Source organism: Clostridium manihotivorum, assembly GCF_004015185.1.
GTDB classification, from domain to species: domain Bacteria; phylum Bacillota; class Clostridia; order Clostridiales; family Clostridiaceae; genus Clostridium_AR; species Clostridium_AR manihotivorum.
In genome coordinates this window covers 5414260-5436445 of record NZ_CP025746.1, presented here as the reverse complement: position 1 = coordinate 5436445, position 22186 = coordinate 5414260, and the positions used below count along the sequence as shown (strand labels likewise).

The 22186-nt window shown below is 32.5% G+C and carries 18 protein-coding genes and 1 other annotated feature; of the genes, 16 read left to right on the top strand and 2 right to left on the bottom strand.

Annotated features, from left to right (window positions below; genetic code table 11):
• Nucleotides 1-212: 212 nt before the first annotated feature.
• Nucleotides 213-1646, top strand: coding sequence for a 6-phospho-beta-glucosidase (locus tag C1I91_RS24255; protein ID WP_164880646.1), 1434 nt, complete (start codon nucleotides 213-215; stop codon nucleotides 1644-1646).
• Nucleotides 1647-1891: 245 nt separating this feature from the next.
• Nucleotides 1892-3037, top strand: a complete 1146-nt coding sequence (locus tag C1I91_RS24250; RefSeq protein ID WP_128215217.1) for a glycerate kinase family protein — start codon at nucleotides 1892-1894, stop codon at nucleotides 3035-3037.
• Here C1I91_RS24250 and C1I91_RS28415 read toward each other — a convergent pair.
• Nucleotides 3018-3182, bottom strand: coding sequence for a hypothetical protein (locus tag C1I91_RS28415; protein WP_164880645.1), 165 nt, complete (start codon nucleotides 3180-3182; stop codon nucleotides 3018-3020). The genes C1I91_RS24250 and C1I91_RS28415 overlap by 20 nt on opposite strands.
• A 323-nt stretch (nucleotides 3183-3505) precedes the next feature.
• Here C1I91_RS28415 and C1I91_RS24245 point away from each other — a divergent pair, with 323 nt between their 5' ends.
• The 8 genes from C1I91_RS24245 (at nucleotide 3506) to gltX (ending at nucleotide 12564) form a co-directional block, all read left to right on the top strand.
• Nucleotides 3506-4360, top strand: a complete 855-nt coding sequence (locus C1I91_RS24245) for an alpha/beta fold hydrolase (protein ID WP_164880644.1) — start codon at nucleotides 3506-3508, stop codon at nucleotides 4358-4360.
• A gap of 393 nt (nucleotides 4361-4753) precedes the next feature.
• Entirely contained in the window at nucleotides 4754-6613 is a 1860-nt protein-coding gene (locus C1I91_RS24240) for an APC family permease (protein WP_128215215.1), read from the top strand.
• A gap of 341 nt (nucleotides 6614-6954) precedes the next feature.
• Nucleotides 6955-8811 (top strand): APC family permease, encoded by a 1857-nt coding sequence (locus tag C1I91_RS24235; RefSeq protein WP_128215214.1) that lies wholly within the window; start codon nucleotides 6955-6957, stop codon nucleotides 8809-8811.
• A gap of 199 nt (nucleotides 8812-9010) precedes the next feature.
• Nucleotides 9011-9208 (top strand): cold-shock protein, encoded by a 198-nt coding sequence (locus C1I91_RS24230; protein WP_128215213.1) that lies wholly within the window; start codon nucleotides 9011-9013, stop codon nucleotides 9206-9208.
• A gap of 157 nt (nucleotides 9209-9365) precedes the next feature.
• Complete coding sequence (gene sigY, locus C1I91_RS24225; RefSeq protein WP_238475882.1) at nucleotides 9366-9902, top strand: RNA polymerase sigma factor SigY; 537 nt, start codon at nucleotides 9366-9368, stop codon at nucleotides 9900-9902.
• Nucleotides 9903-9904: 2 nt separating this feature from the next.
• Nucleotides 9905-10279: a hypothetical protein gene (locus C1I91_RS24220; protein WP_128215212.1), complete on the top strand. Its 375-nt coding sequence runs from the start codon at nucleotides 9905-9907 to the stop codon at nucleotides 10277-10279.
• A complete protein-coding gene (locus C1I91_RS24215) occupies nucleotides 10276-10470 on the top strand; it encodes a hypothetical protein (RefSeq protein WP_128215211.1) in 195 nt (64 codons plus the stop codon). Before C1I91_RS24220 ends, C1I91_RS24215 begins: the two co-directional genes overlap by 4 nt.
• 83 nt (nucleotides 10471-10553) lie before the next feature.
• Nucleotides 10554-10775 (top strand) — a binding site (T-box leader).
• A 127-nt stretch (nucleotides 10776-10902) separates the two neighbouring features.
• Entirely contained in the window at nucleotides 10903-12564 is a 1662-nt protein-coding gene (gltX, locus tag C1I91_RS24210; RefSeq protein ID WP_128215210.1) for a glutamate--tRNA ligase, read from the top strand.
• Nucleotides 12565-12926: 362 nt separating this feature from the next.
• Here the strand turns inward: gltX and C1I91_RS24205 are convergent, their stop codons facing one another.
• Nucleotides 12927-14591 carry a glutamine--tRNA ligase/YqeY domain fusion protein gene (locus C1I91_RS24205; protein WP_128215209.1) on the bottom strand — a complete coding sequence of 555 codons (1665 nt, stop codon included), beginning with the start codon at nucleotides 14589-14591 and terminating at the stop codon, nucleotides 12927-12929.
• A gap of 434 nt (nucleotides 14592-15025) precedes the next feature.
• On the opposite strand from C1I91_RS24205, the gene C1I91_RS24200 reads away from it, so the two are divergent.
• From C1I91_RS24200 to C1I91_RS24175, 6 genes are all read left to right on the top strand, one after another.
• The gene (locus C1I91_RS24200) at nucleotides 15026-16276 is read left to right on the top strand and encodes a 5-bromo-4-chloroindolyl phosphate hydrolysis family protein (RefSeq protein ID WP_128215208.1); all 1251 of its coding nucleotides are present in this window, start codon (nucleotides 15026-15028) and stop codon (nucleotides 16274-16276) included.
• Between the two features lie 84 nt (nucleotides 16277-16360).
• The gene (locus C1I91_RS24195) at nucleotides 16361-17509 is read left to right on the top strand and encodes a toxic anion resistance protein (protein ID WP_128215207.1); all 1149 of its coding nucleotides are present in this window, start codon (nucleotides 16361-16363) and stop codon (nucleotides 17507-17509) included.
• Nucleotides 17510-17865: 356 nt separating this feature from the next.
• Nucleotides 17866-19332: an ArnT family glycosyltransferase gene (locus C1I91_RS24190; protein WP_128215206.1), complete on the top strand. Its 1467-nt coding sequence runs from the start codon at nucleotides 17866-17868 to the stop codon at nucleotides 19330-19332.
• A 232-nt stretch (nucleotides 19333-19564) separates the two neighbouring features.
• Nucleotides 19565-20749 (top strand): glycoside hydrolase family protein, encoded by a 1185-nt coding sequence (locus tag C1I91_RS24185; RefSeq protein WP_128215205.1) that lies wholly within the window; start codon nucleotides 19565-19567, stop codon nucleotides 20747-20749.
• 11 nt (nucleotides 20750-20760) lie between these two features.
• Nucleotides 20761-21930, top strand: coding sequence for an arabinan endo-1,5-alpha-L-arabinosidase (locus C1I91_RS24180; protein ID WP_128215204.1), 1170 nt, complete (start codon nucleotides 20761-20763; stop codon nucleotides 21928-21930).
• A complete protein-coding gene (locus tag C1I91_RS24175) occupies nucleotides 21887-22096 on the top strand; it encodes a lipocalin-like domain-containing protein (protein ID WP_128215203.1) in 210 nt (69 codons plus the stop codon). Before C1I91_RS24180 ends, C1I91_RS24175 begins: the two co-directional genes overlap by 44 nt.
• The last annotated feature ends 90 nt before the right edge of the window (nucleotides 22097-22186 follow it).

Sequence of the window (22186 nt, the reverse complement as noted above, 5' to 3'; positions counted from 1 at the left end):
TTAGAAAAAATATTGTTTGTTAAGACGATTAAAAATATAATTGGCATATGAAGAGTATTTGTATAATTTTTGAAGTATCATGGCTTAATATATAGATGTATCACTTATTAATAAAAGCTGTACTTTCAAATTACGCTCTTAGAACATAGAAAAGCATAGAAAACAGATTTCGATTGAAGGGATACATCTTTAAATAGTAGGAGGTAAATATTATGGAATTGAATAAATTACCAGAAGGATTTTTATGGGGAGGAGCTACTGCTGCTAACCAATGTGAAGGTGGATATTTAGAAGGAAATAAGGGATTGTCTACAGTAGATGTGATTCCAGCAGGAAAGGATCGTTTCCCTGTTATGCTTGGAAAGATGAACATGTTTGAATGTGATGATGAACACTTCTACCCAAGCCATGAGGCTATAGATTTTTATCATCATTATAAGGAAGATATAGCTTTATTTGCTGAGATGGGCTTTAAGTGTTTTAGAATGTCCTTAGCTTGGGCTAGAATATTCCCTAACGGAGATGACGCTGAACCTAATGAAGAAGGCTTAAAGTTTTATGATGATGTTTTTGATGAGTGTCTAAAATATGGAATAGAGCCACTTGTAACAATAACTCACTTCGATGTTCCAATGAATCTAGTTAAAGCTATTGGTGCTTGGAGAAGCCGTAAGATGGTTGATTATTACGAAAGATTATGTGAGGTAATCTTCGATAGATATAAAAACAAGGTTAAATATTGGCTTACCTTTAATGAAATAAATATGCTACTACATCTTCCATTTATAGGAGCAGGATTAACCTTTGAACCAGGTGAAAATGAGGAAGCTGTAAAGTATCAAGCAGCTCATCACCAACTAGTAGCTAGTGCAAAAGCTACAAAGATAGCTCATGCTATAAACCCTGATTTTAAGATAGGTTGTATGCTAGCTGCAGGAAATACCTATGCAAATACTTGTGCTCCAGAGGATGTATGGAGGTCTATGGAAAAGGATAGAGAAAACTATTTCTTTATAGATGTTCAGTCAAGAGGAGAATATCCAAACTATGCTAAGAAGATGTTTGAAAGACATAACATTTCCTTAAAGATGGAAGAAGGAGACGAGGAAATACTAAAGAATAACACTGTAGATTTCATATCCTTTAGTTATTATTCCTCAAGACTTACAAGTGCTGATCCTAAGGTAAGTGCAGAAACAGAAGGAAATGTATTTGCTACCTTAAAGAATCCTTACCTAAAAGCAAGTGAATGGGGCTGGCAAATAGATCCACTAGGACTTAGAATCACTATGAATTCTATCTATGATAGATATCAAAAGCCACTGTTTATAGTTGAAAATGGTTTAGGAGCTGTAGACAATCCAGACGAAAATGGTTATGTAGAAGATGACTACCGTATAGAGTACCTAAGAGAGCATGTTAAAGCTATGAAGGCTGCAGTAAATGAAGACGGAGTAGAGCTTATGGGATATACACCTTGGGGATGTATAGATTTAGTAAGTGCATCTACTGGAGAAATGAAAAAGAGATATGGCTTCATATACGTTGATAAGGACAATGAAGGCAATGGTACTTTAAAACGTTCTAAGAAGAAGAGTTTTAATTGGTACAAAAAAGTAATTGAAAGTAATGGAGCTGAACTATAAAATAAAACAGGATTGAGTGCATTAAATTGCACTCAATCCTGTTTTTCTTATGTAAATTATTAAGATTATTTAAAATATAAGAATATCAAAGGATTTATTTCATGAACATCGAATATATAGTGATGAATTTGGCGGATTATGTATTCAGATATCGATATATAAACCTTTTAAATGTGATTGGATACAATATTATCAATATTGAGTTTTTAGATAATAACTGTTTTGGGAAACCTATGGAGGCAAAAATGAAAAAAGATTTTATCATTGTACTTGCACCAGATTCCTTTAAGGAGAGTATGACAGCTAAAGAAGCTTGTGAAGCAATGGAAAGAGGAATTAAAAAAGTAAATAAAAATATTAGCTGTATTCATGTACCTATGGCTGATGGTGGAGAAGGGACTATGCAGTCCTTAATAGATGCTACAGAAGGAAAAATATATTCCTTGAAAGTAATAGGACCTTTAGGAAATGAAGTTGAGGCTAAGTATGGTATCCTAGGAAAAGGCCAAGTAGCTGTGATAGAAATGGCCAGTGCTAGTGGTCTTGAGCTGGTTCCTATTGAAATGAGAAATCCTTTAATAACTACAACTTTTGGCACAGGTCAGCTTATAAAAGCTTGTTTAAGCCATGGAATAAAAAGATTAATAATAGGTATTGGGGGAAGTGCTACAAATGATGGAGGGGCAGGAGTAATTCAAGCTCTTGGAGGAAGACTTCTAGATGAGGAAGGAAAGGAATTAGGTTTTGGTGGTGGAGAACTAGGAAAGCTAAGTAATATTGACCTAAGTAGTTTTGATTCAAGACTAAAGGACATTGAAGTTCAAGTAGCCTGTGATGTTACTAACCCACTTTGTGGAGATTATGGGGCGGCTAATGTATTTGGTCAACAAAAGGGAGCCACTAAAGATATGATAATAACTTTGGACAATAATCTAAAACATTATGCACAAATAATAAAGGAAAAGTTGGGGAAAGATGTTTTAGATCTACCTGGTGCTGGAGCCGCAGGAGGGTTAGGAGCAGGACTTATGGCATTTTTAGATGGCAACCTAAGAAGAGGTATTGATATTGTAGTGGAATATACTGGACTTGAAGAAAAAGTAAGAAATGCAGATATGGTTTGGACAGGTGAAGGTAGTATAGATTTTCAGACTCAATACGGGAAAACTCCTATAGGTGTTGCAACAGTTGCAAAAAAATATAACAAACCAGTAATTGCACTGGCAGGAAGAATTGGTGAGGGTATAGAGGTGTTATACGAGAAAGGAATAGATGCAATATTTAGCATCATGCAAGGTGTAACATCTCTTGAAGAAGCTCTTGCTAAAGGTCAGGATAATATTGAAAGAACTTCTGAAAATATAATTAGATTCATGAATATACCTTTCTGAAATGTAGTATATAATAAGAGCTGTTAAAGTACTGTGTTGAAATTAAGTGGTTAGTCATCCGATGCTTAGATGAGCTTGCGCAAAGAATTAATATGATTTTGTCATATTCCATGGCTAAAACTGTAAACTCACTACGTTCGAACATACAGTTTTACTCTTTAGCTATTGTAATCTTTATAAACATTTTATATCTTAATTTAAATATAAATAAAATAAGATGTTTTGATTTCAAAGAGTAAAGAATAAAAAATTATGTCGCCTGCCAGGATTTCTTCACATACGTTGAGAAAAGGCAGATGCGCAAAAAAATCACTAATGAAGAGCAATTAGCGATTTTTTGAGGCCATTCCATATGAAAAAATCATTTAATTCTAATAGCTCGCTCATAGAGCATCTCCTTCATAACCACTTAATTTCAACAATATTATTGAACATAGCTTATAATTTATTAAAATGGAGAGGTTATTTATGGTAGATTTACAGATTAATATAGAAGAAGTAAAAGCAAACGGATACAAGTTTAAATGTAGAACTGCTGGGCTTGAAAGTGAAGGAGAGCCAATTATATTTCTACACGGTTTTCCTGAAAGTTCTATTATTTGGGAAAACATAATGATTAGCTTTGCTAAAAAGGGATATAGATGCATAGCACCGGACTTGAGAGGATACAGCAAAGAAGCTAGACCTAAGGGAATAAAAAACTATACTGTAGAAAAACTTGCAGAAGATGTTATAGCAATTGCTGATGCTGTTGGCTTCAAGAAATTTCACCTGGTTGGTCATGATTGGGGTTCAGCCTGCGGTTGGACTGTTCTAACTATATATCCAGAGAGAGTAAATGATTGGTCGGCATTAGCAGTACCTCATATGGCTGCATATATGAATGCAAAGTCAAATGATAAGGAACAAATGGAGAAGAGCAGATATATAAGACTATTTCAGGTTCCAGTGGTACCTGAAGTTTTTCTTGGAAGTAAGAACTTAGCTTATTTAAAAACTATTTGGAGTGAACACTCAAAAAGAGAGATAGAGGACTATCTAGGTATATTTAAAGACTATGAAGGTCGCAATAGAGTAATAAATTGGTATCGTGCAAATAATAAAATTTCAGTCAAATATGGAGATGTAACTATTCCTACTCTTTTTATCTGGGGCAATAAAGATTTGGCAATAGCCAGGGCAGGAGTAGAAGATGCTAAAAAGTACATGAAGGGTGAGTATAACTTTGTGGAATTAGATGCAGGACATTGGTTAGTTCAAGAAAAATATAACTTGGTGCTTGAGGAAGTATCTAAGCATATAAGGAATCATCCGATAAAATGATATATAGAATTATAACTTTAGGCTCTGTTAAAGTACCGTGTTTAAAGATGGCCTAATTTTAAAGCGATAATCTAACTTAGATTATCGCTTTTTGCTATATAGGAATGGATATGGAGGTAAAGTCTTCAAAAGGTTTGAAAGCTAAAAATAATATATAAGTAAACCTCAAGAATAAACTGATAATATATTTTGAAAAATATGGATATAACCACCGGAAAGCATAGCTAATAAAAAGTTAGGAATAATAGAATTATAAATTTGATTTGTATTAATTATTTGTGAAAGTACATTAAAGCATCGGGTGAAGGGCTACTTAATTTCAACACAGTATTTAAACAGTGCTGAAGATTAATCAATTAACCTTTAATAATATCCATTTAGGGGGCATAACATATGATGAAAAAATTCTCGGATGTTCTACTAGGAGAACCCTTATCCAGTGAGCAGGGAAAGAATGAAAAGTACAATATTCCTTTTGGTTTAGCTATAATGGCTAGTGACGCAGTATCATCAGTAGCTTATGCTGCCCAAGAAATTCTATTTGTATTAATAGTTCTAGGAGCGGCAGCATATCAGTGGTTAACCTGGACTGCTTTTATGATTATAGGTCTTCTTATTATACTTACTATTTCATATATTCAGATTATAAGAGCTTATCCTCAGGGTGGAGGAGCCTATAAGGTAGCTAAGGAAAATATAAGCGATAAAGCTGGATTAGTTGCTGGTGCTGGCTTAATAATAGATTATTTACTTACTGTAGCTGTTAGTGCTAGTGCAGGGGTTGATGCTATTGCATCTGCATTCCCCAATATACAAAGACACAAAGTCTTATTTGTTGTAGTTATTATAGTGATTTTAACTATACTGAATTTAAGAGGAATAAGTGAATCTTCTAAAATTTTTGCTATACCTACATATATATTTATTTTTAGTATGATATTTATGATAATATACGGTTTGTTTAAATACTTTATATTGGGTATTCATCCAGTACCAGCTATGCATAATGTTCACCTTAGGGCAACTGAAGGCTTATCTATATTTCTTATTTTAAGAGCCTTTTCCTCTGGATGTTCTGCTTTAACTGGTTTGGAATCAGTGAGTAACTCAGTTCCTAACTTTCAGGAGCCAAGTCAGAGAAATGCCAAGATTGTAATGGTGCTATTAGCAATCTTGATTTTTTTCATATTTGGTGGAAGCTCAATACTTGCTATTTATTATACAGCAGTACCATTGGAGAATGGTCCTACGGTTATTGCACAAATCGCTACTGGGATATTTCAGCATGGATTCATGTTTTACGTTATACAATTTAGTACAGCTATTATACTGCTTATGGCATGTAACACAGCATACACTGGTTTTCCTATGCTTATGTATATAGTAGCAAAGGACGGATATGCTCCTAGACAGTTTACTACTAGAGGAAAGAGATTAAGTTTTTCTTTTGGCATAGGATCACTATCATTTATTGCTTGTTTGCTAGTTATTATTTTTAGAGCAGATACTCATAGACTTATTCCTTTGTATGCAATTGGAGTTTTTACATCTTTCACCTTAGGACAGTTTGGAATGGTAAAGCATTGGATAAAGGATAAAGAAAAAGATTGGAGAAAAAGTGCTCTCATTAATGGTTTGGGAGCTGCGGTATCACTATTAACTACCATAATTATCTTAGTAGAAAAATTTAGTCAAGGGGCTTTTATTGTAGTAATCTTAATTCCAATTATAATTTTAACACAGCTCAGAATTAGGGCTCACTATGATAAAGTCGCAAAAGGTCTTAGTATAAGTGATATAAATCTAAAAGGTTTGGATTTAAAGACAAAATATACCCATATAATAGTGGTTCCAATAGCTAGTTTAAATAAAGCAGCAATAAGTACGCTTCAATATGCTTATAGTATAAGTGACAATGTCATAGCTCTTAACATCTCAGCTGATATGGAGGCTCTAGAAAAACTAAAACGAAGATGGAAAGAGTTAGATACTGATATTATACTTGTAGCTAAATATTCTCCGTATAGAACCATAGTAACTCCTTTGCTTGACAATATAGAGTTAATTGCAAAAGCGGCAGGGGCAGAAGAAAAGATAATGGTAATATTGCCAGAGTTTATGAGCCATGAGTATTGGGGAGAAGTTCTACATAACCACACTAGCTTGATAATTAGAGAGGCTTTGCTAAGACATCATAATATAGTTGTATCTACTTTCCCATATCACTTGGAGAATCAAGATAACTTAAAGTAAATTTATAATAACTCTGTAAAAGTAGTACTCTAATTTGTATATTGCATTATTGTTGGCTATTACTTAAATGAATAGTAAGTAATATAACGCAAATACATTACAATTAGTATTTAATAAATATATTATGAAGATATGGAAATTTTATTTGCCAGTTACTATTGAAGAATTAAACAAAGTAAAATCTTGTAGATAATATTATATGAACGGTAAAGTTAAATGGCTTGTTTTAGAAAAGATATTTTAATTTATTGCAGTATAAGTTTCATATATTTTTATATATTAACTGTGTTTAAGAACAAGGTTGAAATTATTTAATTATACTCATTTAGGGGGCATAACATATGATGAAAAAGTTTTCTGATGTTCTACTAGGAGAACCCTTATCTAGCGAGCAAGGTAAGCATGAAAAATATAATATTCCTTTTGGTTTAGCTATAATGGCTAGTGATGCAATTTCTTCTGTTGCTTATGCTGCGCAGGAGATCCTCTTTGTTTTAATTGTATTAGGTTCGGCGGCATATCAATGGTTAACTTGGACTTCTTTTATGATAATAGGTCTTCTTGTTATACTTACTACCTCCTACATTCAAATTATAAGGGCCTATCCTCAAGGTGGTGGTGCCTATAAAGTAGCTAAAGAAAATATAGGTGATAAGGCAGGTTTATCAGCAGGAGCAGGCCTAATAATAAGTTATATCTTGACAGTGGCAGTTAGTGCAAGTGCCGGGGCAGATGCTATAATATCAGCCTTTGTAAAGTTAGCTCCATATAGAGTGCTTTTTGTTGTAGCCATAATAATAATCTTGACTATTTTAAATTTGAGAGGAATAAGTGAATCATCAAAAATTTTCGCAATACCTACATATATATTCATCTTTAGTATGCTCTTTATGATTGTGTATGGTCTATTTAAATATTTCGTTTTAAACATTCACCCAGCACCAATGTTTACTCCACCAAGTAAAGCTACAGAAAATTTAACGATATTTCTAATTTTGAGAGCATTCTCATCTGGGTGCTCTGCGTTAACTGGTGTAGAGGCTGTAAGTAATTCAGTTCCTAACTTCAAGGAACCAAGTCAGAGAAGTGCTAAGACTGTTATGATATTACTTGCAGTACTGATATTTTTAATATTTGGTGGTAGTTCAATACTTGCAATATTTTATACAGCAGTTCCAATTTCAAATGGGCCTACAGTTATTTCTCAAATAGCATTTGCTATCTTTAACAATGGGATCATGTATTATGTTATACAGTTTAGCACAGCTGTAATTTTGTTAATGGCATGCAATACTGCATATACAGGATTTCCAATGCTAATGTATGTAGTTGCAAAGGATGGATTTGCTCCTAGACAATTTACCACTAGAGGAAAAAGGTTAGGCTTCACCTTTGGAATTGTTTCTTTATCATTTATAGCATGTTTTTTAGTTATAGTATTTAAGGCAGATACCCATAGATTGATACCTTTATATGCAATTGGCGTATTTGTATCTTTTGTGTTAGGCCAACTTGGAATGGTCAATCATTGGAGAAAAGAACGAGATAAAGGTTGGCAAAAACGTGCTACTATAAATGGAGTAGGTGCTTTTGTAAGTTTATTGACAACAATAATAATCTTAATTGAAAAGTTTAGTCAAGGTGCATATATAGTAGTAATTCTCATACCTATAATTATTTTGATACAAATGAGGATTAAGGCTCACTATAATAAGGTTGCTAAGGGACTAAGTATAAGCGATATAAACCTAAAAAGCTTAGATTTAAGAACAAAATATACCCATATAATAGTTGTGCCAATTGCTAGCTTAAATAAAGCTGCAATAAGTACCCTTCAGTATGCTCATAGTATAAGTGATAACGTTATAGCCATCAATATATCAACTGATATGGAAGCACTAGAAAAGATAAAGCGAAGATGGGCAGAACTAGACACCGATATTATACTGGTAGCTAAATATTCTCCATATAGAACTATAATAACACCTTTGCTTGACAATGTTGAACTAATTGCAAAAGCTGCAGGTCCAGAGGAAAAGATAATGGTAATACTACCAGAGTTTATGAGCCATGAATACTGGGGAGAAGTTCTACACAATCACACTAGTTTGATTATTAGAGAGGCGTTGCTGAGAAACCATAATATAGTTGTATCTACTTTCCCTTATCACTTAGAGAATCATGATGACTCAAAGTAAATTTATAATAATATAATAAAAACATTGCTTTATTTTGTATGTTGTGTTATTGTTAGCTAGTACTTAAATTAATAGTAAATAATATAACACAAATATATTTCAATTAGTACTTAATAAATATAGTATGATGATATCGAGATTTTATTAGTGAGTTATTATGGAAGATTTAAGCATAATAAAATTTCGGAGGTAATACTATATGAACGGTAAAGTTAAATGGTTTAATGGAGAAAAAGGATTTGGATTTATTACAGGAGAAGATGGAAAAGACGTATTCGTACATTTTTCTCAAATAAAGACAGATGGATATAAAACATTAGAAGAAAACCAAGAAGTTTCATTCGATGTAGCTAAGGGACCTAAAGGACCTCAAGCTGAAAATGTTACTATTCTTTAATTAGTAAATATTAACCCCTTAAATAGATATACTATTTAAGGGGTTTTTTGCTATGCTTAAGATCATTAGTAAAAGTACCTTTTTATAAAAAAAGAATTGAACTTTTTTTGTTTTTATACGTTTAATTATTGAAACCGGTGTAAAAAGGGGTATACCTATGAATTTATATAGTTTGAAAGAAGAAGAATTAATAGAGAGAGCTAGAAATGGGGATAAATATGCTTTTGAAATCTTAATTAATGATAGCTTGCCTATTTTAAAAGGGTATATGATAAAGCTTACTTGCAACAGAGAATTAGCAGAAGATATCATTCAAGATGCTTTATTATCTGCTGTTGTTAATATAGATACCTTTGTTCCTAAAGCTAAATTTTCTACTTGGCTTATAAAGATAGCCTCTAATAAGTATAAGGATTACCTAAGAAAAGTAAAAGAGACTGATATATTACTTGAAGTAATTCCGGAAGATTACTCTTTAGAAGATAAAGTAATTGAAAAGAATGAAATTGAGGAAATCTTTAAGATTTTAAAGAATATGCCTGAGGACAAAAGAAATGTCTTTATATTGAAGCATTACTATGGATATAGTTATGAAGAAATAAGTTATATAGTGAATTGTCCTGTAGGAACTGTAAGGTCTAGATTGCACTATGGGATAAAAGAAATTATATCTAAATTTAAGGGAGGCATGTAGCTATGAAGCCTTTTAATAATAATGAGAATATAGATAAGTATTACGATGAAACCCTGGATACAAAAGATGTTGAAGCAATGAAAATAAAGTATGCTTTGGATAAGATGACAATCATAGAAAAGTTGGACCAACAATCTTTAACTAGAGTAGATGTAAGTAAAACTGTTGGAGAAGGATTAAAGCTAAGGAATAAAAAGAAGCTTAGAAGAGAAACCTTCAAGTTCTTATTAGTAGCCGTTATAATAGCTGCTTTTATAGGTTTTATTTATACAAAGATGAAAATAGAAGTAGTTTTTATAAGTCAAATAGGACTTTTGATTATATTACTGGCATTAAATGACATCCTTCTTAAAAGAAAAGTAAGGAGGGAAGTATGATGCTTACAGTTGCACAAATTATTTTTCTCATTATACTTGTAGTTATTCAGGGAACCTTGATTTTTAGAGATGCAATCAAAGATAAGGTTCCCAATCCATGGCTTTGGGGAATTATTGGATTATTGAACATACCTTCATCAGCTATTGTTTACCTAGTATACAAAAAACTTTACTTTAAAAGAAAAAAGTAATTGAAAGCAATAAACATCTTTACATTCAAAACTTCAAAATGTATAATTGATTTGTATTTTGTAAATAAATAACCATAAAATAATAAAGTGCGTTGATAAAGAAGAGTAAATAGAACTTTAAATCAAAGAGATCTAGGGAAGGTGAGAGCCTAGAATTTAGAACTATTGAAGGAAGCTTTGGAGCAATAAATAGAAATTCATCAAGAGTAGTATATTTATGGGGTTATTCCCTTAAAAATAATTAAGTGGATTAAGAAATTAATCAATTTAGGTGGTAACGCGGAAGTAAGTCTTTCGTCCTAATATTATAGGACGAGGGGCTTTTTTTACTGTAAAGAAAAATATAAAAAATTTTTGTTAGCTAAACCATAGTAGTAAAAAAATCGCTTTAGCGAATTTTTATAAACATAAACAATAAAGGAGATGAAGTTAATGAGTTTCGAAAAATTAGCAGAGATAATATTCCCAGAGGTTAAGTACTCAACAGAATATTATATTGAAAAATATCCAAAGAGAAATCTTAAAGAAGGTGCTAAGGTCACTAGATATGCACCAAGTCCAACTGGATTCCAACACATAGGTGGGGTGTTTGCTGCCTTAATTGATGAAAGAATAGCTAGTCAAAGTGAAGGTATTTTCTACTTAAGAATAGAGGATACCGATCAAAAGAGAGAAGTAGAAGGTGCTATAGAGGATACAATAGCTACCATGCATCATTTTGGTTTAGACTTCAATGAAGGAATGACTAGTGAAGATACCTCTAAAGGTGAGTACGGTCCTTATAGACAAAGTCAAAGAGCTGAAATATACAATACTTTTGCAAAAGACTTATTAATAAAGGGATTGGCTTATCCAGACTTTTGTACTCCAAAAGAATTATCAGAATTAAGAGAAAAACAAATAGCTCAAAAGATAACTCCAGGTTATTATGGAGAATATGCAAAGTTTAGAAATATAACTGAAGAAGAAGCTCTAGAGAGAATTGAAAGAGGAGAAAAGTATATCCTAAGATTAAAATCTCCAGGAAATCCAGAGAACAGAGTAGAGTTCCATGACTTAATAAAGGGAGATATATCTTTCCCAGAAAATAATCAAGATGTGGTACTTATAAAGGGAGATGGACTTCCAACTTATCATTTTGCTCATGCAATAGATGATTATCTAATGAGAACCACAGATGTAATAAGAGGCGAAGAGTGGCTATCATCGCTTCCTATACACGTTCAATTATTCGAAGTTTTAGGCTTTGAGCTTCCTAGATATGCTCATATTCCTACGATAATGAAGCAAGATGGTGGTTCTAAGAGAAAACTTTCAAAGAGAAAAGATGCTGAAGCTGCTGTTTCTTACTACAAGGAAGTTGGATTCCCAACTGTAACTGTAATAGAGTACTTACTTAATATTGTCAACTCTACTTTTGAAGAGTGGAGAGCTGAAAATCCTACTGTTGACTACCATGAGTTTGATGTTCAGTTAGATAAGATGAGTAAGAGTGGTGCATTGTTTGACTTAGTGAAGTTAAATGATGTATCTAAGGATCGTATAGCAGCTATGAAGGCTACTGATGTTTATGGTAACTATATAGCTTGGGCTAAAGAATTTGATGAAGATATGTACAAATTAGTTACAGCAAATGAAGCTATGGCTAAGGAGATTTTTAATATAGATAAAGAAGGTCCAAAGCCAAGAAAGGACTTTGCTAAGTGGGATGAAGTTAGGGATAAGATCTTCTACTTCTTTGATGAATTATTCGATAAAGAAGCAGTAGAGCAAGTAGAACTTCCTAAGGGACTTACTTTAGATGCTGCAAAAGAGATAATTGCAACTTATAAAAACGAATTTAACTTCAATGCTGGAAGCCAAGAGGCTTGGTTTGAAGACTTAAAGGAAATAGGAACTAAGCTTGGATACTGTGCTAACAGAAAGGAATTTAAGGCAAACCCTGATCAATTCAAGGGAATGATTTCTGACGTTGCTGGTGCAGTTAGAAGTGCAATAGCTCATAGAAATAACACTCCAGATCTTTATACTATAATGCAAATTATGGGTGAAGAAAAGACTAGAAGCAGATTTGAGAAGTTTTTAGCTCTATAATAAGGATCTATTAAAGAGCCGTGTTGAAATTAAGTGGTCAGTCATCCGATGCTTAGATGAGCTTGCGCAAAGAATTAATATGATTTTTTCATATTCCATGGCTAAAACTGTAAACTCACTACGTTCGAACAGTACAGTTTATTAACGCCATTCCATCTGAAAAAATCATTTAATTCTAGTTGCTCGCTCATATAGCATCTCCTTCATGACCACTTAATTTCAAAAATGTTATTAAACATAGCCTATAATAAGAAAAATCCACTGAAGAATATTGCTTCAGTGGCTCTTATTTTGCTGCAAAAGAAATCATCTAGTTATTTATTATCTAAATAAACTATCGCTTAGGCAGCCTTTTAAACTAATTATTGATTCAATTTAAAAGATGATTTTAATGAAACTATTCTGTTAAATACTAGCTTTTCAGCTGTAGTGTATTTAGAATCTACATTGAAGAAACCGTTTCTAACCATTTGGAACTTATCTTGAGGTTTAGCATCCGTGAAGGCGGTTGGTTCAACAAAGCCTTGAAGTACTTCCATTGAATTTGGATTTATTTGTTCTAAGAAGTGCTTTCCTTCATTTTCTTCTTCATCATCTAATATTAAAGGTTCATATAATCTAAACTCAGCTGGAACGCAAGTTTTAGCATCTACCCAATGGATAGTCCCTTTAACTTTTCTTCCAGTAAATCCAGAACCGCTCTTTGTTTCTGGATCGTAAGTACAATGGATTTCTATTACTTCACCATTTTCGTCTTTGATTATATCGTTGCACTTGACGAAATAGGCACCCTTTAATCTAACTTCATTTCCAGGGAATAATCTAAAGTACTTCTTAGGAGGGATCTCCATAAAGTCTTCTCTTTCAATATATAATTCTCTTGAGAATGGAACAAGTCTTTTGCCTTGAGATTCATCCTTAGCATTATTTTCTATTTCAAGCATTTCTGTTTGATCTTCTGGATAGTTAGTTATTACAAGTTTAAGAGGTCTTAGCACAGCCATAGCTAGTGGTGCTTTCATTTGTAAATCTTCTCTTATGAAGTAATCTAACATTTGAGAATCAACTAAAGAATTAGCTTTAGATACTCCTATAGCAGTACAGAAATTTCTTAAGGCTTCAGGAGTACAACCTTTTCTTCTTAAACCTGAAATTGTAGGCATTCTAGGATCATCCCAGCCATCAACAACCTTCTCATCAACTAACTGCTTAAGCTTTCTTTTACTCATAACAGTGTTGGTCATATTTAATCTTGCAAATTCTATTTGTCTTGGAGCTGCCTCCATCTCACACTCTCTTACAACCCAATCGTAAAGAGGTCTATGATCTTCGAATTCCAAGGTACATATAGAATGAGTCACATGCTCTATTGCATCTTCCAATGGGTGAGCAAAGTCATACATTGGATATATACACCACTTATCTCCAGTGTTGTGATGAGTAGAGTGAGAAATTCTGTATATAATAGGATCTCTCATGTTTATGTTAGGGGAAGCCATATCTATTTTCGCTCTAAGAACCTTTTCACCATCAGCATACTCACCATTTTTCATTCTTTCGAATAAAGCTAAGTTTTCTTCAATTGATCTATTTCTGTAAGGGCTTTCCTTACCTGGCTCTGTTAAAGTTCCTCTATACTCTTTAGCTTGTTCAGGTGAAAGATCACAAACATAAGCTTTTCCCTTTTTTATAAGAAGCACAGCTCTGTTGTACATCTCTTCAAAGTAATCAGAAGCAAAGAAAAGAGAATCCCAGTTACCACCAAGCCACTTAACATCTTCTTTAATAGATTCAACATACTCAGTATCTTCTTTAACTGGGTTTGTATCATCAAATCTTAGATGAGTTTTTCCTTTGAACTCATTTGCTAGACCAAAGTTTAAAAGAATTGATTTAGCATGTCCTATATGTAGATAACCATTAGGTTCCGGTGGAAAACGAGTTATTATCTCGTCGTGTTTACCACTATCAAGATCTTCTACTATTATGTTTCTAATAAAATTAGAAGAATTAATTTCATTTGACATAGTCTCACATCTCCTATTGCATATTTAAATTAAGCTAAGAGTAAATAATAAGAAATAACTCTTATAGATGTACAATTTCATAATAAAATTTATATTTGCGGATTGAAGTTGTACATCTTTACTTAAAATATAACGTATTTTTGATAATCATTATAATTTTAATCTAATACAAAGGAAAAATAAAGATAAAATTGATTAATATATAACTATTAATCTTTTGTAAAACATAAAAATTATAGAGGAATATTGTAATAAAAATGGAAAATAATAAAGATGTTGTAAATTGTAATTTATGTAAGAATGATATATAATAAAGCCACAATATTTTGATTATTACATATTCTTATATAGATGTATAACTTCATATTAAAAATAGTTTTCGGATTGAAGTTATACATCTTTGATAAGTAAATTTGAGTTGGAGGCATAGGAAGATGAGTAGAAGAGATTTTTCAGACCTGGAAGATGAAATTAGAGCCACTGTAAAAAATGCATTCAATTATATAGATATTGATCTTAATAATCTAAAGAAAGATATCGAAGACAAAGCTGAAAATACCATAAACGATGTAAAAGAAAACCTTCTAAATAAGACTCAAAGACTTAACGAAAAGATGAAGGATAAAATAGAAGAAAAAAATAAGTTTTATAGAAGAATGGAAAGAGCTGAAAGAAGGGTAGAAAGAGCAGAACAAAGGATAGAAAAAAGATTTGAAAGAAGAGCTGTAAGAAATTATGTTGATAGAAAACCTTCTGGAAGCGTAGCAGGAGTTTTATATATAGTTTTTGGTGCTATTGGAAGTGTTACCTTGGGAACTCAAGTTATAGCTTATACAGTATTTATATCTTTATATAATAAGTTTTTAATGGCAAACCTAATTAGTATAGGTGTTCTACTAGCTGTTTTATTATTAAGTCTTGGGATGATGTTTAGAGGAATAAGCTTAAGAAAGAGAGTAAGACGGTTTAAAAAGTATGTAGCCTCTCTTGATGGTAACACTTACTGTTCTATTGAAAAGCTGTCTAGATCTATCGGAGAAAATTATAAATTTGTAGTTAAAGATTTAAAGAAAATGATTGATCTAGGTATGTTTCCAGAAGCTCATATAGATGATGAAAATAAATTCTTCATGTTAAGTGACGAGGTTTACGAAAATTATTTAGCAACTCAGGAAGCCTTTAAGAAGCGTAAAGAAGATGAATTAAGACAAAAAGAGAAGATGGAACAAGAGGTAAATGATCCGGAAAAGAAGGAGCTGAGATATGTTGTTGAAACAGGAAATAGCTATATCCAGCAGATAAAGGCAGTTAAGGAATCTATTCATGAAGAGGAAATAGGTTTAAAGCTGGATAGGCTTTACAGCATTGTAGGTCAAATACTTAGCTTTATAGAGAAAAATCCTAAAAAGTTGTCTTCTGTAAATAAGTTTATTAAGCATTATCTGCCTATTACTTTAAAGCTTGTTAATGCATATAAGGAACTAAACGAGCAACCAGTAGAGGGAGAGAATATTAGAAACTCTAAAAAAGAGATAAATAATACAATAGATACTATAAACATTGCTTTTGAGAAGCTTCTAGATGATTTGTTTGAGGATGTAGCAATGGATATTTCTACGGATATATCTGTGCTTGAGACACTATTTACCCAAGAAGGTCTAACTAAAAAAGATTTTGAAAAGTAGATAAAGATGTACCGCTTCAATGGGAAAATCTAAATTTTACTACGAAGTGGAACATCTACATATAGCTAATAGGAGGAACATAGAATGAAAGATGGAATAAACGAAAATGTTGATATTACACCAAGCTTGACCTTTGATCCTTTTGAGGAAGAAGTTAATAATTCTGTAAAGGTTCAAGAAGAAAAAAAGAAAGCAGATGTATTTGATGATAGTTTTTTAACTGAAGAAGAAAAAAAGATGGTCAATGACTTTGTAGATAAAATAGACATTAATAACTCTAATTCGATTCTTAAGTACGGGGTTGGGGCTCAGAAGAAAATAGCTGATTTTTCTGAAAGTGCCTTAAATAATATAAAGACTAAGGAATTGGGTGAGATTGGGGATATGCTCACCAATGTGGTGTCGGAACTAAAAGGCTTTGAGAATGAAGAAGAGAAAAAGGGATTTTTAGGATTATTTAAAAAGACTTCAGAAAAGATAACTCGTATGAAAGCAAAATACGAAAAGGTTGAAGGTAATATTAATAAGATTAGTAATGAACTTGAGAACCATCAAGTACAGCTTTTAAAAGATATAGCTATGCTTGATAAGATGTACGAGATAAATAAGGTTTACTTTAAGGAGTTATCTATGTATATCTTTGCAGGAAAAAAGAAGCTTGAAAAGCTTCAAAATGAGGAGCTTCCACGCTTAGCTGAGAGAGCAACGGCGTCAGGACTCCCAGAAGATGCTCAAGCAACTAATGACTTTATGGCACTTTGCAATCGCTTTGAGAAGAAAATTCATGATTTAGAATTGACTAGAATGATTTCTCTTCAGATGGCACCGCAGATAAGATTGGTTCAAAACAATGATTCCTTAATGTCTGAAAAGATACAATCAACTCTTGTCAATACTATTCCACTATGGAAAAGTCAGATTGTTTTAGCTCTAGGGGTTGCTCATTCTACCAATGCTGCTAGGGTTCAAAATGAAGTTACCAATATGACTAATGAGCTTTTAAGAAAGAATGCAGAGATGCTTAAAATGTCAACTATAGAGACAGCAAAGGAATCAGAAAGAGGTATTGTTGACATAGATACACTTAAAGCAACTAATGAATCCTTAATATCTACTCTTGATGAAGTTCTTAGAATTCAAACAGAAGGACGTCAGAAGCGTAGAGAAGCTGAAGTAGAGCTACAGCATATCGAAGAACAGCTTAAGAATAAGCTTTTAAGCCTTAGAGGGTAAGTTGTATTTAAAGCATCACTGATTGAGTATAGAATAAAGTAAATTAATATGTTCAAGTTTGTAAATAATTTTACATTGCCAAAATAGTCGTTGAAGTCGTTAGCTTTAGCGGCTATTTTTTACCGTATAATTAAATTTAAGGCTATGTTTAATAACTTTGTTGAAATTAAGTGTTTATGAAGGAGATGCTATATGTATAAGATCGTTAAAGCATGGGATGAGTGACTAATTAATTTCAACACAGTACTTTAAAGGAGGCAAATTTAAAAGTTACTTCTGTTATATAAATTATTTAAATGGGAAAAATAATAAATAGTTTTAAATCACTATAAATTTTTACTAGCAGGAGAACTTATATGAATTTATTTAATACCAAACCTTTGGATAGAATAATAAGATTTATAGAAAGATTGTATTATCTTCTCGTAATTTTAATATTATTAGTAGCTTGCTTTAATATATTTTATAGACTGGGAACTTCTCCTATACGTAGCTGGGATGAAGCACGGCATGGAGTAAGTGCATATGAGATGATAAGGTCTAATAATTATATAGTTAATACATATGGATACCTGAATGATTATTGGAACTTAAAACCGCCAATAAGTTTCTGGTCCATAGTACTTGGGTATAAACTAGCTGGATACACTACTTTGGGTTTGAGGCTACTATCAGCTATTGCAGGTTTAGCAACAATATTTATAGTAGCATGGTTTAGTTTTTCTTTATATGGTCGAATTGAATCATTGGTTTCTACTGTTGTTATGACCACCACCATGCCTTATATTATAGACCACTGTGCAAGATCAGGAGACTCAGACTCAATATATGTTCTTTTTTTTACTATAGCAATATTATCATTAATTCTATTTGAAAAAAACAAGAATTGGTTATATGTTTTTGGCGCAGCTTTTGCCTTTGCGTTTCTCACGAAAAGCTGGCATGCAGGAAACATTATAGTTATAGGCATAATATATTTTTTCGTTAGGAAGATGCTATTTAAGATAAAAATTAAATACATTATTGGCGCCATAATAAGTGCTGTAATCCCTGTTTTAATATGGATAATACTAAGATATCAAAGAGATGGACTAAACTTTATAAAGACCATGGTAGGTTATGATCTGATAGCTAGAAGTTCAAGTTGCTTGGAAGGGCATACGGGGGGGCTAACTTATTATGTTGACTACCTTCAAGGAAACTATTTCTACTGGATAGTCGTATTTGTAAGTGGAATGCTATCCTTTTTTATTTTACTTAAAAAATACATTTCAAATAAAAATTATGTAGATGGTGTTACTCTTATGTGTACGTGGGTTCTTGTTCCTTTTATTCTATACAGCATTGTAAAAACTAAAATTAATTGGTATATACTTCCCATGTACCCTGCTATGGCTATAGGGATTGGCATAACTGTGAGTATTATACTAAAGGAACAAGAGAGAAATATATTATCTCAGTTATTTATAATAGCTATGGTAACTTTTTCGGCATATAAATACGAAGTTATAATATCTCAAAATATTTCAATTATAACCATGGATAGTAATCAGGAACTAATGAAGGTTATAGGAAACAACTTAGAATATAAAGGTAAGCCATTATATATGTACAACTGCGAAAGAGAACAAAACGTTTTTTTAAGTGCAGAGCTTTATGCTGATTTAAAGCCAAGTAATGAAGGTCTTGAAGGATTTTTAAAGGATCAAACAAAAAATGCTATGTTATTTGTAACAAAAGATCAGTTCAACAAACTTGGTAATGAAAGGTATAATTTAAAGCTACTTCTAGAAGGTGATGGAGCTTATATATTTATTAAATAGCAATATTGCTAAAAGCTTTTTATGATAAAAAGTATGAGTATTGATACTATATTAAATGTTTTAGTATAGTGTCAATTATTTTATATATATATAAATTGATTATTGATATATAATTTCTCACATGATATATTAAAAATAGGACATTAAGCTTTCAAAAGCTTTGAAGAATGATATATATATGAGAAACCTTAATGGATAACGTAGCTTAAGAAAGTATAAAAGGGGAGAGAGGATGGAAGATAATATGGTATATACTTTAAAAAATATTAAAACATTAATACCAAACTTCATCGGTGCTAATACTATAAAGGCAGCTAATGAATATAGGATTTATGAAACCGTTTATACCGATGATGAGACTTCTAGTAGTATAAATCTATTTACAGCTAAAAGTTTGGAAGATGAGTTTGTGTCACGTCTACCTATTATAAGTTCAAATATAAATGATAAAGTTTCAGCAGAAAATCCTCATCCTGTTTTGGAGGTTGAGACAGGAGAGCATTATCTGTTTTATGGAGATGGAAGAGATGGTATATATGCATTGCATTTAAATCCAAGAAATGGACTAGCTCATATAGAAGGTTTTGGTACTTGTGTTGCCAGAAGACCTAAATGGGTTGGAGAAGCTATAAGTGAACCGTATGTTGTATACAATGAGAAAACAAACTATTATTATTTATTTGTAACTTATGGTGATAAAAATTTGGATGCCAATATAAGAGTAGGAAGAAGCAAAAAGATAACTGGTCCTTATTTAGATGCAAATAATAGAAGTCTCACAGATCCATATGACTATAAAGAGGAAATTGGGTTTATGATATCTTGTGGGTATAGATTTGATGATTCCTATGGAAGAGTTGCAGTGAGTAGACCTTTAGTATTTGAAAGAGAGGATAGTAAGTGGTTATTTCTACAAGAAGCATTTTCTAATAGCAAAGAAAAGGAAAAAAACTTTGAAGTTAGAGAGTTATTATGGACTCCAGATGGATGGCCTGTTATAAGTCCTGAGCCTTACAAAGAAATTCAAGAAGAAACACTAACACTGGAGGGATTAATTGGTCCTTATGAGTTTATTAAACTTACCCCTACTTTGCCTCAGGGAGTTTTCAATTCTGTATCCTTAGATATTTTAGATAAAGAAATGCAAGGTGCAAGCAGTACTAGAAATTCTTGGGCAGTAAAGATGCCTGAATATGCTGAGGGAAGAATAGAACTAGGTGGAAGTATAAGGGGAGCTTGGAAGCTTATAGACTTTCAAACAATAAAATTTACCTATGTAAACTATAAAGAGACTTATATGATAAAGCAAGCTTATGATGATGAACTAGGTAAACCTACTATTATTTTGACTGGAAAAGACACCAATGGAGTAGCTTGTTTTGCAAAAAAATGTGACTTACCAAAGTTTGAGTTTTAAGGAGGATAATAATGGCTAAATTTGATAATTGTAATATAGAATTTCCTAGTAAGCCACCAGTTCCAGTGGCTAAACCAATCTTTGTACCTGGTGAAAAACCACAAGAGCCAGATAAATTAAGTTTATGGGGCTCACATGATCCTGCTATATACCATGACCCTGTATCAGGTAATTATTATACTTATTGCACTGGAGCAATAGCTAGAAGATCCAAGGATATGATTACTTGGGAAAATATAGGCAAGGTTGTTGAGGATCCACCAAAGGAATCCATTGATTGGGTTGGAGATAATGGGATATGGGCTCCAGATATAATTAAGGTAGGTAATGAATACCGATTATATTGTTCTAATTCTACTTGGGGGGTACGTCAATCCTGCATATTCCTTGCTGTAGCTGACAATGCAGAAGGGCCATTTATTCCTAGAGGCTGTGTTTTAAAAACCAGTGAAGATATGCCTGTTAATGCTATAGATGCAAATCTTATAGTAGATGAAAAAACAGGAGAGCAGTACATGGCTTATGGATCTTTCTGGGGTGGATGTCACATAATAAAGCTTGATGAAAACACAGGTTTAGCTGCAGAAGAAGGAATAGGTAAATGTATAGCTCGTAGACCAAAGTGGGCTGATTGTGCTATAGAAGGACCTTATATAAGATATAACCCAGACACAGAATACTACTATCTATTCGTTTCTTATGGATCACTAAAAAGTGATTACAATATAAGAGTTGGAAGAAGTAAGAACGTTACCGGACCATACTATGATGTTAACGGAAGAGATATGAACGACTTAGAGGACTACAAAAATGAAGTTGGATATATGGTTGCCTGTGGTTATCATTTTAATGATGGTCAAGGATATATGGGGCCAGGGCATAATTCAGTTTTAAGAGACTTTGACAATCAGTGGTATCTTGTATGCCATATAAGAGAGCATGATTTTAAGGTCCCTCAAATAGCTACTATGCATGTATATAAAATGTTCTGGACACCAGATGGATGGCCTGTGTTAAACCCAGAATGTTATGCAGGTGAAAAAACTCAAAATATAAGCAAAGAGTTTATTGCAGGAGAGTATGAGAGAATAAAGCTAGTTCCTTCTTATACCTCAAGGAGTTATCAATTCAGTACCTATGACCTTAGCAGAAGACGGAAAGTTTACATGCTGCTCAATTAATGGACACTGGGAATATATTGATGGTACTACAATTGTAATTTCTTATGGTAATATTGTTGAGACATACAAGGTAACTCCAGCTTGGGACTGGCAGCTAGATGAGCCAACCCTTTCAATTACAGGAAAAGATCAATACGGGGTTGCAGTATGGGGAAAGAAGTTGTAGACAGTAAAGAATAAAATTTATTCGGCTGCAAGATTTTTTTCATAGACATTGGGCAAGGCAGATGATAGAGGAAACAACTAGAACTCTGAA